Annotated in this window: 11 protein-coding genes, 1 tRNA gene and 1 riboswitch; of the genes, 11 read left to right on the top strand and 1 reads right to left on the bottom strand. The window is 30.1% G+C overall.

Features of this window, described 5'->3' with window-relative positions; all coding sequences use genetic code 11:
* Position 1 precedes the first annotated feature (1 nt).
* The 4 genes from Q0V24_RS16235 (at position 2) to Q0V24_RS16220 (ending at position 3,302) form a co-directional block, all read left to right on the top strand.
* Positions 2-75: transfer RNA gene (locus Q0V24_RS16235), tRNA-Gly, on the top strand.
* A gap of 133 nt (positions 76-208) precedes the next feature.
* Positions 209-778 (top strand): ECF transporter S component, encoded by a 570-nt coding sequence (locus Q0V24_RS16230; RefSeq protein WP_297523082.1) that lies wholly within the window; start codon positions 209-211, stop codon positions 776-778.
* Between the two features lie 24 nt (positions 779-802).
* Positions 803-1,642, top strand: coding sequence for a pyridoxamine kinase (locus Q0V24_RS16225; protein ID WP_297523080.1), 840 nt, complete (start codon positions 803-805; stop codon positions 1,640-1,642).
* 72 nt (positions 1,643-1,714) lie between these two features.
* Positions 1,715-1,840, top strand: a riboswitch (SAM riboswitch).
* A gap of 145 nt (positions 1,841-1,985) precedes the next feature.
* A complete protein-coding gene (locus Q0V24_RS16220) occupies positions 1,986-3,302 on the top strand; it encodes a Na+/H+ antiporter NhaC family protein (RefSeq protein ID WP_297523078.1) in 1,317 nt (438 codons plus the stop codon).
* 80 nt (positions 3,303-3,382) lie between these two features.
* Here Q0V24_RS16220 and ispF read toward each other — a convergent pair whose 3' ends face one another.
* Positions 3,383-3,850, bottom strand: a complete 468-nt coding sequence (gene ispF, locus Q0V24_RS16215; RefSeq protein WP_297523076.1) for a 2-C-methyl-D-erythritol 2,4-cyclodiphosphate synthase — start codon at positions 3,848-3,850, stop codon at positions 3,383-3,385.
* Between the two features lie 234 nt (positions 3,851-4,084).
* On the opposite strand from ispF, the gene Q0V24_RS16210 reads away from it, so the two are divergent.
* From Q0V24_RS16210 to Q0V24_RS16180, 7 genes are all read left to right on the top strand, one after another.
* Positions 4,085-5,140 (top strand): hypothetical protein, encoded by a 1,056-nt coding sequence (locus Q0V24_RS16210; RefSeq protein WP_297523074.1) that lies wholly within the window; start codon positions 4,085-4,087, stop codon positions 5,138-5,140.
* 2 nt (positions 5,141-5,142) lie between these two features.
* Positions 5,143-6,090, top strand: coding sequence for a 23S rRNA pseudouridine(2604) synthase RluF (gene rluF, locus Q0V24_RS16205; RefSeq protein ID WP_297523085.1), 948 nt, complete (start codon positions 5,143-5,145; stop codon positions 6,088-6,090).
* Positions 6,091-6,300: 210 nt separating this feature from the next.
* Positions 6,301-6,975: a DUF3298 and DUF4163 domain-containing protein gene (locus Q0V24_RS16200; RefSeq protein WP_297523072.1), complete on the top strand. Its 675-nt coding sequence runs from the start codon at positions 6,301-6,303 to the stop codon at positions 6,973-6,975.
* A gap of 205 nt (positions 6,976-7,180) precedes the next feature.
* Positions 7,181-8,554, top strand: coding sequence for an aldehyde dehydrogenase (locus Q0V24_RS16195; RefSeq protein WP_297523070.1), 1,374 nt, complete (start codon positions 7,181-7,183; stop codon positions 8,552-8,554).
* Positions 8,555-8,683: 129 nt separating this feature from the next.
* Complete coding sequence (locus Q0V24_RS16190; protein ID WP_297523068.1) at positions 8,684-9,391, top strand: GntR family transcriptional regulator; 708 nt, start codon at positions 8,684-8,686, stop codon at positions 9,389-9,391.
* A 243-nt stretch (positions 9,392-9,634) separates the two neighbouring features.
* Positions 9,635-11,089, top strand: coding sequence for an MDR family MFS transporter (locus Q0V24_RS16185; RefSeq protein WP_297523066.1), 1,455 nt, complete (start codon positions 9,635-9,637; stop codon positions 11,087-11,089).
* A gap of 164 nt (positions 11,090-11,253) precedes the next feature.
* Positions 11,254-11,864, top strand: a 611-nt coding sequence (locus Q0V24_RS16180) for a mannose-1-phosphate guanylyltransferase (protein WP_297523083.1), incomplete at its 3' end; no start/stop codon positions are given.

Here is an 11,864-nt window from a genome sequence, read left to right as displayed (position 1 = left end):
TGCGGGTATAGTTCATTGGTAGAACGTCAGCCTTCCAAGCTGAATAGGTGAGTTCGATTCTCACTACCCGCTCCAGAACGAAGTAGTCAGTGTTGACTGCTTCTTTTTTTTCTGAATTTATTTTATTTTCAATAATTGAACCCATAGATTTGACTAGTTGTAAAATGATGGAATATAATAATTTTAAAATAAAGAGGGGGTTTTTATTTTGGAAAAAAATAAATTAGGAGTTTTAGAGAATAATAATTCTACTAAAGGTCAGAAAAAAATTACAACAAAAAGATTAGTGACAATAGCTTTATTTGCAGCTATTTGTTTTGTAGCAACTATGGTTCATATACCATTAAATTTTGGGGGAAGTACTACAATGATACATCTTGGAACTACGGCTATATTTGTTGGAGCAATATTTTTGGGGAAAGATATTGGGTGGTCAGCAGCTATAGGGTGTGCATTATTTGATTTTATAAATCCAGCATTTGCAATATGGACTATTCCAACATTTTTCTTAAAGGGTGCAACAGGTTATGTTGCAGGTAGAATAGCTCATCATAATGGTAAAGATGGAGAAGATATGAAATATAATATTTGGGGGTTTGTAGTTGGGGGATTTGTTTCTCTTATAGGATATTTCATAGTGAATTGCTTTTTTTATGGAGTACCAGGAGCAATTGCAAAAATTATAACATCAGTTATTACAACGAGTATAGGGGTAGCAATAGCAGTTTCATTATGTACATCAAAGGTTTTAGTTAAAAAAGCAGGAATTAAAATATAAGTTTAGCTTGAAGGAGAAAAAAATATGTATCCAGTAAAAAAAGTTATGGCAATACATGATATGTCTTGCTATGGAAGAGCATCACTTACAACAATAATACCTATAATTTCAACATTGGGGATTCAGGTTTGCCCACTTTTAACAGCAGTTTTATCAACTCATATGGGAGGATATGGTCAGCCTGCCATCACGGATTTAAGTGATTTTATGTGGTTAGCAAAACAGCATTGGAAGAGTCTTGGACTTGGTTTTGAGTGTGTTTATACTGGATATCTTGCAAGTGTAGATCAGGTTAAACTTGTTAGAAATATAGTTAAAGATTTTTCAAATGAAGATATGCTTTTAGTAGTTGATCCAGTTATGGCTGATGAAGGAAAACTTTACAGTGGATTTGATGAGAGTATGGTTCTTGAGATGAGAAATTTAGTCAAAGGTGCAGATATTATAACACCTAATATTACAGAAGCAGCATTACTTCTTGATGAAGATTATGAGGATAGATTCAACATAGAAATTGTTGAGAGGTGGGCTAAAGAACTTGCAGAGTTTGGGGTTAAAGATGTTATTATAACAAGTGCGCCAAGTATAAAAGGTGAAAAATATATAGATACAATTATTTATAATAAATTAGAGGATAAGTTAACTAGAGTATCAGTTGAAAAAATAGATAAATATTACCCAGGAACAGGCGATGCTTTTGCATCAGTTTTAATTGGAAAAGTACTAAATAATATGTCTATAGAAGATGCAACTGAGTTTGCGAGTAATTTTGTCAGTAAAGCAATCACAGAAAGTAGTAAGTATGAATATAATTCAAAAGAAGGTATTTTACTAGAGAAAGTTTTAAATTTATTAACAAAATAAGTAAATAAATTCATTGCATTGATAGTAAGTAAATGGTAAAATAAATTTAAATTAAATAAGAGCTTTTTTATTATCTTATCCAGAGTGGTGGAGGGACTGGCCCTATGAAACCCGGCAACCAATGTATCTAGGCGAACTACGTCTAAATATAGAACGGTGCTAATTCCAGCAGTTATGAATATAACTGGCAGATAAGAAGATCATCAAGGTATTACGGTATACTATGGGAACTTCTGTCTTTTAAGCAGGAGTTTTTTTGTTTTCTTAAAAGGAATGGACAAAATATATATGGATAAACATTTAGATAATAGGAACTCTTTAAATTAAAAGGGGGACAATAATCATGAGAGAAAAAAAAGGTAAATTCACAGGTCTTATACCATTATTAGTGTTTGTAACAATTTATTTAGGGGTATCAATAGTTTTAGATGATTTTTATGCGGTATCAGTTTTAGTGCCAGGGGTGATAGCATCACTTGTAGCAATATTTATAAATAGAAAAAGAAAGTTTGATGATAATTTAAATCTTTTTTGCAAAGGGGCAGGAAATAGTGACATTATCTTAATGTGTTTTATATTTATTTTAGCTGGTTCATTTGCACAGGTTGCAAAGAGCATGGGAGCTGTAGAGTCTACAGTTAATCTTGGTCTTACAATTTTACCTACAGGAGTTTTAGTGGCTGGAATATTTGTAATTTCAGGATTTATAGCAATTTCACTTGGGACTTCAATGGGTACAATAGCAGCTATAGTGCCAATAGCTCTTGGAATTTCAGAAAAAGCAGGAATTTCATTACCTTTAATAGTAGGGGCAGTTGTTGGGGGAGCAATGTTTGGAGATAATCTTTCAATGATTTCAGATACTACAATAGCAGCTACAAAAACTCAAGGTTGTGCAATGAATGAGAAGTTTAAAACAAACTTTAAAGTAGTACTACCAGCAGCAATTATAGCAATAATTTTATATGTTGTACTTGGTCAAGGTGGAGAGGTTACATCAATAGCTTATGAATATAATATAATTAAGGTTTTACCTTATCTTGCAATTCTTGTAGCAGCTTTATTTGGAGTGAATGTTATCTTAGTTTTAACTGGTGGAATAGGGCTTGCAGCAATAGTAGGTTTTGGGACAGGTTCTCTTACTTTACAATCATTATTTGATTCAATAACAGCTGGTATTGGTGGAATGAGTGAGCTTATAATTATTTCAATTTTACTTGGTGGAATTGTAGAACTTGTTAAAGCAAATGGAGGAGTAGATTTCATACTTGAAACTATAACTAGCAGAATTAAAACTAAAAAAGGTGCAGAGTTTGGTGTGGGAGCACTTGTAAGTTTAGTTGATGTGGCGACTGCAAATAATACTATAGCTATAGTTACAGCAGGGCCAATTGCAAAAGATATTTCAGATGAGTATGACCTTGAACCAGCAAGAGTAGCAGGGATACTTGATATGTTCTCATGTGCTTTCCAAGGCATAATTCCTTATGGAGCACAGCTTTTAACAGCTTCATCACTTGCGGGACTTGCTCCATTTGATATAATGAAGTATTTATTCTATCCTTATTTAATGGGGATAAGTGCATTAATCTTTATAGGATTCTTTAAACATAAAAAAGCAACTGCTAAGACTAAAGATATTGAAGTAAAAGCAGTCTAAATATAATATAAAAAACCTCTGAAAATTAAATTTCAGAGGTTTTTACTATTTTAGAATAAATATATTAATTGCATTATTTCTTATAGTAATAATGCAATGCTTTGTGAAGATATTCCTTCAAGAGTTCCTGTAAATCCAAGTCCTTCTTCAGTTGTAGCTTTAACATTTATTTGATCTACATCAATTTCTAATACTCTTGCTATGTTTTCTCTCATAGTAGGTATATGTGGCAGCATTTTAGGCTTTTGAGCTATTATAGTTGCATCAATATTTCCTATGTTATAACCTTTTTCTTTAATTAATCTTCCAACTTCTTGTAGAAGAATAAGACTATCAGCTCCTTTAAAGCTTTCATCTGTATCAGGGAAGTGTCTGCCTATATCCCCAAGTGCTGCTGCGCCAAGTAATGAGTCTGATATAGCATGAAGTAAAACATCAGCATCAGAGTGACCAAGTAGTCCTTTCTCAAAGGGTATTTTAACACCTCCAAGTATTAAATCTCTATTCTCAACTAGTCTATGAACATCATAGCCCATTCCAATTCTCATAATTATTTCTCCTTTGATTTTACATTTATTTTTAATTCTAGCACATCACTATGAAGATGATAAGTTAATAAACAATAGAATATTTGTAGTTATTCAAAGAAATAGTCGATATATATATAGATATAATAATTATTTGTTTAGGATAATATATGTGCTATGTTATAATTAATGTTATGTAAATGAAAGAAAAGTGTTTTAGAGGGGAATAAAATTAATCGAGTGTAGGAGGGGAAAATGGGGGATTTTTCTGAGTATAGAAATAAATATATGTTTTCTAATAAGAGAAAATATTATAGTGATGTAGATATGGGTGAAATTAAAAAAGAAACTAAGATTTTAAGAGGTTATATAAAAGAATATAGAGTGAATTTAACTTCGGTATCAAGGGATATACCTGATGATGAATCAAGAAATAAATTATTAGATGTAGCTAGTTTTATTATAAAAGAAAAAAAAATAATGGATCATTTCAATGAGAAAAAAACATTACCAAAGACGCATATAGCTAAAAAAACTATGATTAAACTTAGCTTGATTGATAGATACATAGATTATTTAAAGTTATATACTATTTTATTAATGGGAGAAGAGTTTAAGGAAATAGTAGGATATTTAAATATCCAGGAAAAAGATGAAAGTAAAAAAAGGTTTAAAGATATAAATAGTAATCATAAACAGGATGTATATAAAGGCATATCACTTCAAATATCAAGTTGTGCAAAGAGTATATTTATACTTACAAGAGAAGGAATAGTTGCTGATGTAAAGTATTCTGAGGGCTGTAATTCTGGTGATGAAATTTTATCAACTAAATTTACTTATATATCACCAACAATAAAAATTGGAGCCGGAATACTTGGCGTATTTTTAGTTATTGGGTATATTGTAGCTAATGTGTATAAAATACCAGAGGCAAAGATTGTTTTAAATACAACTTCTGAGATTAATTTAAAAGTTAATTCTTTTAATAAGGTAGTGTATGTAAATTCTCCAACTGATAAGGGGAAAGTTATGATTGAAACTATACCTATAGAACACAAAGGTATTGATAATGCGCTTTTAAGTATTTTAAAATATGCAGACTCTAATGAAATGATTCCAGAGAATGGTGTTATTAGGGTATCTGTAGTTGGAGAAGATTTTAATTTGAAATCTATTTCTAAGACTGTAAATTATGTTGAAAGTCAGTATATAGATGATACTAAAAAAGGTGAGTTTTTTAGAGTTGAAATAAATAATGATGGTGTTCAAAAGACTGTTAAGGCAGATAAAACAAAGGAAAAGGAGTAGTAATTTTGGATATAAACTTTAAAGATGAAAATAGAGAAGAGGTTAGACTTAATAAATATATAGCAGAGAGTGGATTCTGTTCTAGAAGACAGGCAGATGCATTTATTGAATCAGGCAGAGTTAAAATTGATGGAAAACCAGCACCTATGGGAATGAAAGTTAGAGAGGGGCAAAAAGTTACCGTTGATAATAGACCTATAAGAGTGGAAGAAGAGTTAGTTTATTTAGTCTTAAATAAACCTACAGGGATAACATGTACAACAGAGAAGCATGTTAGAGGTAATATAGTTCATTTTGTAAATCATGATAAAAGAATATTTCCAATTGGTAGACTTGATAAAGAGTCACAAGGGCTTATATTTTTAACTAATGATGGTGATATAGTTAATAAAGTTCTGCGTGCTGGAAACAATCATGAGAAAGAATATATTGTTACTGTAAATAAGGCTATAACTAATGATTTTCTTAAAGCTATGGGCAATGGTGTGCCTATTCTTGGAACTGTAACAAAAGAATGTAAAGTTACAAGAGAGGGTAGAACTGTGTTTAGAATAGTTTTAACTCAGGGACTTAATAGACAAATTAGAAGAATGTGTGGTTATTTTGATTATGAAGTAACAAAACTTGAAAGAGTTAGAATTATGAATATTAGTCTTGGAAAACTTCCAGAGGGTAAGTGGAGAGATATGACTAAAAAAGAGCTTTTAGCTATTAAAAGACTTACAGATGGTTCAGTAAAAACTGAAGAAGCATCTGATGAAGATTTAAAGCCTGTAGAGGGTGTAAATCAAAGAGATAAAAGAACTAAAAAGCCATTCAAAAAGCAAGGAAATTCAATCAACAAAAATAGACAAAATAATCAGAGAACAAGCAATAAAGGTAGTCATAATGCAGAAAATGCAAAGAATACTGGCTTTAAAGGTAGAAAGAAGAAAACTGATAAGAAATAGTAAAAGCAAAGAGTTATCCACAGGTTTTTGGAATTAAAGAATAAAAATTTAAGAAAATTATATAAAATTGGTAAAGTTATCCACACTATCCACAAGGGAGTGTGGATAACTTTTTTATTAATTAAAAAAATTTATATTTTGAAACCCACATAATTACTCAATAGAAGCAAATAATAAGAGTAAACTAATTTTATGGTGGAGGGAAGAAATATGAAGAAAAAAGTCGCTTTACTAGTTATACTGTTTTGTTTTATTTTAGGGGTACATGTATTAGCAACAGAACGATACCTAGATATAGATTCAAAAAATACTATTAAAAAAAGTGCTAATATTGATATAAATATTAAGAATCCAATAGTAAAGTCAAAAAGTAAAATAGTAAAAAGTATTTTTGATAAGATTAATAATGAAAATAAAAAATGGTCAGAGGGATTTATAAAGGAAGCAAATTTAGATAAGTTTGACCCTAAATATGAAGTTAATAGTAGTTTTCATGTTCCATATAATAATAATGATATTTTAAGTCTTAATGTTATGAATTATTATTATGCTGGTGGTGCACATGGGCTTAATAATTTGATTTCTTATAATTACAATGTTAAAACAGGTGAGGAGTTAAAGTTAAAAAGTTTATTTGTAAGTAGTTTTGATTATAAAACACATATAAATGAAAAAATTAAAAGTTATATATCTTTAGATAAGGATACATATTTTTCAGGTGGTGCAGATTTTAAAGGAATTAGTGATAATCAGGAGTTTTATATTTCTAATGAGGGTATAACAGTATATTTTCAAGTTTATAAAATAGCACCTTATGCAGCGGGAATTAGATATTTTCTTATTCCAAAAGCTGAAATTGAACCATATTTAGTAGTTAAATTTTAAAAAATTATTAAAAAAACTATACCAATTTGACTCAAAACTATACCAATTAAAGGTGTATACAATTTTATACGATAGACTAGAGAAGGTAAAACTTTTCTAGTCTTATTTTTGTATAGGAATCACTTTGGATAAAGTTTCATTTATGACATTTTTTTAGTAATTTAGAGTGATATAATTAGTTAAAATAAGCTAGAGAGGTGATTTTATGTCTTTTGATAAAGAAGTATTTGAAAAGCAAAAGTCTTTCTTTAAATCAGGAAGAACTTTAGATGTAGATTTTAGAATTAAACAATTAAAAAGGCTCAAAGAAGTAATTAAAGCAAAAGAAGAGAAAATTCTAGAAGCTTTAAATACTGACCTTAGAAAGTCAAGATTTGAAGGATATATAACAGAAGTTTCTATGGTTTATGAAGAAATAAATCTTAGTATTAGAAATCTTAAAAGTTGGAGTAGAAACAAAAAGGTGAAAAGCCCAATAACTGTTTTTCCTGCTTCAAGTTATATTCATTATGAGCCTTTTGGAACAGTACTGATAATAGGACCATTCAATTATCCATTTCAGTTAAATTTATCACCACTTATAGGTGCGATAAGTGCAGGGAATACAGCTATGGTAAGACCATCAGAGGCAACTATTGCAACTTCAGAGATTATAAAAGACATTATAGAAGAAGCATTTGACTTAAAGTATGTTGCATATATTGACCCGAGAAATGGTAGAGAAGTTATGAAAGAAATTTTAGCATTTAATTATGATTATATTTTCTTTACTGGAAGTATAAAGGTTGGAAAGATTGTTATGAGTGCGGCAGCTGAAAATTTAACTCCTGTAACTTTAGAACTTGGAGGAAAAAGTCCTTGTATAGTTGACGAGGATGCAAAGGTTAGGCTTGCAGCAAGAAGAATTGTTTGGGGAAAATTATTAAATTGTGGTCAAACTTGTGTTGCACCAGATTACATTTATGTTCATAAAAAGATTAAAGAAGAATTTTTAGTGGCTTTAAAGGAAGAAATAAAACTTCAGTATGGTGATGATGTTCAAAAATCGCCTGATTATGTAAGAATGGTCAATGAAAGAGAGTTTGATAGAGTGTTATCTTATATAGATAATGAAAAAGTTTGGTTTGGTGGAGCCTCAGATAGAGAGGATTTATATATAGAACCTACGATACTTAATGGAGTTTCAGTTGATGATAAAGTTATGGAGGGAGAAATATTTGGACCTATAATACCGGTTTTAGAATTTGAGGATATTTCAAGGGTAATTGATGAAATTAATTCAAATGAAAAGCCTCTTGCATTATACTATTTCTCACAAGATAAAAGAAAAAGAAATCATATTTTGAAGTATACAACTGCTGGGGGAGTTACTTTAAATGATACAGTTATACATGTTGCATCACCATATCTACCTTTTGGTGGTGTTGGAACAAGTGGAATGGGACAATATCATGGAGAGGAAAGTTTTTTAACTTTCTCAAATAAAAAAGCAATTCTTGATAGGGCAACTTGGCTTGATATGCCTTTAAGATATGCCCCATTTAAAAATAAACTTTCTTGGGTTAAGAAAATTTTATAAATTAACCTAAAAAAATATTTAAAAATTCCAAAAATGAGAAAAATTTCAAAATATGATAGACAATGTAAAAGAATGAATATACAATTAAATTATGGTTTAAATTACGTTTGAATTTATTGGGGGTATAAAATGTCTAAAGCTTTAAAAATAGCATCAGATCTAGAGAGGAAAATACATAAAGGAGTTTATAAAGAGGGTGATAAACTTCCAACTGAAATGCAACTTTGTGATCAGTATGACGTTAGTAGAATGACAATAAGAAAAGCACTTGAAAAACTTATAGAGCATGGTTGGCTTTATAGAATCCAAGGCAGTGGGAACTATGTAAAAAGAGATGTTAGTAGAAAAAGTTATTCAGGAGATACAAAAACTTTTGGTCTAACTCAATACCTTAATGATAAAAAAATTGAAAGCAAAATGATTAGGTTTGATGTATTACTTGCAGATAAAGACCTTTCTAATAAACTTTATTGTAAAGTTGGAGATATGATTTACTATGTTGAAAGACTTAGAATAGTAAATGGTGAGCCTTATGTATTAGAGAAGAGTTTTTTCTTAGAGAAGTATGTTAAGGGACTTAATGAAAAAATTATAAAATCATCTATATATAGTTATATTGAAAGTGAACTTGGGTTTAAAATTCAACAATCTACAGATGATATAAGAGCAAGAGGTGCTACAAGCGAGGAGGCAGAAATATTAGAATGTGCTATTGGTGGTCCACTTCTAACAAATGAATCGACAGTATATCTTGATAATGGTCAAATATTTGAGTATTCAAGAGATATGCACAGAGGAGATAAAGCTAACTTTATAGTTGTTAGAAATAGATATTAAAAAAATATAGAGTACTTATGAAAACTCATGAGTACTCTATATTTTTTTAGTATAATTTCATTAAAAGGCTAAAAAAATTAATAAAATAATATATAAGTATGATATTTAGAAGTAAAATAATAAAAATAACGTATGAGAAAAGAAAAATAGTTAGTCGACTAAGTTTGACTAAAAATTATGAAAGGGGTTATAATTCATTTAATGGTACTTATGAGTTTTGAAAAAAACTTATGAGTAAAGAGAATGAAAATAAAATTAACGAAAGATAAACGAGGTGAGTTTATGACAAACTCTATTAGTAAAGAAAATAAAAATTATAATACAGTAGTAATTGCAGGAGTTTTTCTTTTAGGAGCTTTTGTAGCATTTTTAAATAGTACATTTATGAATGTAGCAATACCTGATATTATGACAGATTTAAAAATAAGTGTGTCTACAGCACAATGGCTTAGTACAGGATATATGTTAGTGCTTGGAATAATGATTCCTTTTACAGCATTTTTGATTGATAGGTTTAAAACTAGAACTTTATTCTTTATGTCTATGGGACTTTTTACAGCAGGGACTGTGCTTGGAGCATTTGCAACTAATTTTGATACTCTTTTAGCAGCTAGACTTATACAAGCAGCTGGTGCAGGAGTTATAATGCCACTTATGCAAACAGTATTTCTTATAATTTTCCCAAAAGAAAAAAGAGGATTCGCAATGGGGATAGTAGGTATAGTAATTGCATTTGCACCCGCTATAGGACCTACTTTATCAGGATGGATAATTAATAGTCATCCTTGGAGAGATTTATTTTATGTAACACTGCCAATCGCAATAATAGATTTAATATTAGGATTTATATTACTTAAAAATGTTACTGATAATAAAAAAGTTTCACTTGATATATTATCTGTAATCACATCAATATTAGGTTTTGGTGGACTTTTACTTGGAACAAGTAATGCTGGTAATGATGGTTTTGGAAGTGTGAATGTCTATGTTCCAATAATTGTTGGAGTTATAGGACTTGCTATATTTGTTTGGAGACAACTTACAATGGAAAAACCAATGCTTAATCTTAGAGTATTTAAGAGTAGAGTGTTTACTTTCTCAACAATAATAGTAATGGTAGTTTATGCAGGGCTAATTTCTTCAGAACTTATGATTCCTATGTATTTACAACAAGCTAGAGGATATTCAGCTATGAATGCAGGGCTTGTATTAATGCCAGGGGCAATAGTTATGGGAATTATGAACCCTATTACAGGTAGATTATTTGATAAAATTGGAGCAAGACTTTTATCTATAATTGGATTAATCATATTTACAGGTGGAACACTTGCATTTATGTTCTTAAGTCCAAGTACAAGTGAGTTTTATATCATGTTTATGTATGCATTAAGATTCTTTGGTATAGCAATGTTTCTTATGCCACTTACAACATCAGGTCTTAACACACTTGATAGAAGTTTATACTCACATGGAAATGCAGTTAATAATACAATGAGACAAATTGCAGGTGCAATAGGTACTTCAATTCTTATAACACTTATGACTAAAGTAGCAACAAACTCTGGAATAATGAATCCAGAAAAAGCTTTAATACATGGAATGAATGTGACATTTGCTTGTGCAGGAATTCTAGGAATAATAAGTCTTATAGTTGCAATATTTACTGTAAAGAAAAAAGAGAAAAAAGCAGCAAATTAATATATATATGAAAACTCTTGTGAAAATATTTTCGCGAGAGTTTTTTAATTTACTGTAATTTTATTTTGTTAAGAAAAATTATGGAAATTAACTAAAAAATAGCACATAGTAAATTAAAGCCTCATAGAATGGAGTATAAGCAATTTATGGAGTCGAAGGCGCAGATGCTTTATTCATTGATTTTAGCAGGTGGAAAAGGAACAAGGTTATATCCTCTATCTAGAGGGCAGGAACCTAAGCAGTTCTTGAAGATTGTGAATGATAAAAGCTTTTTGGTTAATACTGTGGACAGAGTAAGTCCCCTTATTCCTAGTGAGAATATATACGTTATTACCAATAAAGATTATGAGGAAAGATTACAACAAGAACTCCCAGAGTTAAACCCAGAGAATATATTTGTAGAACCTGCAAATAAAGAAACAGCAACATGTATCGGTCTTGCTGCAATGAAACTTTTAAAGAAAGATAAAGATGCAGTAATGGTAGTGTTACCTTCAGACCATTATATTGAGGATAATCAGGGTTATATTGAGACATTGAAACAAGGGGTAGAGATTGCAGACAAAAAGAATGTGATAGTTACCATAGGGATAGAACCTACAAGACCAGAGATGGGTTATGGCTATATTGAAATGGGAGACAGAATGGTTGGTGCTATACCAACTTATAAAGTTAACCGTTTTACAGAAAAGCCTAATCTTGAAGTAGCAAAAGATTTTATATTAAAAGGAACTTATTTGTGGAATAGTGGTATGTTTATAATGAGAGCAGATAC

The organism is uncultured Clostridium sp., assembly GCF_947039605.1.
Lineage (GTDB): Bacteria > Bacillota > Clostridia > Clostridiales > Clostridiaceae > Sarcina.
This window is presented reverse-complemented; position numbering and strand designations above follow the sequence as displayed.

Bases quoted from the DNA above. Each gene is read 5' to 3' on its own strand.
- Q0V24_RS16220 (WP_297523078.1), top strand. From the start codon at position 1,986: ATGAGAGAAAAAAAAGGTAAATTCACAGGTCTTATACCATTATTAGTG.
- Q0V24_RS16225 (WP_297523080.1), top strand. From the start codon at position 803: ATGTATCCAGTAAAAAAAGTTATGGCAATACATGATATGTCTTGCTAT.
- ispF (WP_297523076.1), bottom strand. From the start codon at position 3,850: ATGAGAATTGGAATGGGCTATGATGTTCATAGACTAGTTGAGAATAGA.
- Q0V24_RS16210 (WP_297523074.1), top strand. From the start codon at position 4,085: ATGGGGGATTTTTCTGAGTATAGAAATAAATATATGTTTTCTAATAAG.
- Q0V24_RS16185 (WP_297523066.1), top strand. From the start codon at position 9,635: ATGAAAATAAAATTAACGAAAGATAAACGAGGTGAGTTTATGACAAAC.
- Q0V24_RS16190 (WP_297523068.1), top strand. From the start codon at position 8,684: ATGTCTAAAGCTTTAAAAATAGCATCAGATCTAGAGAGGAAAATACAT.
- Q0V24_RS16200 (WP_297523072.1), top strand. From the start codon at position 6,301: ATGAAGAAAAAAGTCGCTTTACTAGTTATACTGTTTTGTTTTATTTTA.
- Q0V24_RS16195 (WP_297523070.1), top strand. From the start codon at position 7,181: ATGTCTTTTGATAAAGAAGTATTTGAAAAGCAAAAGTCTTTCTTTAAA.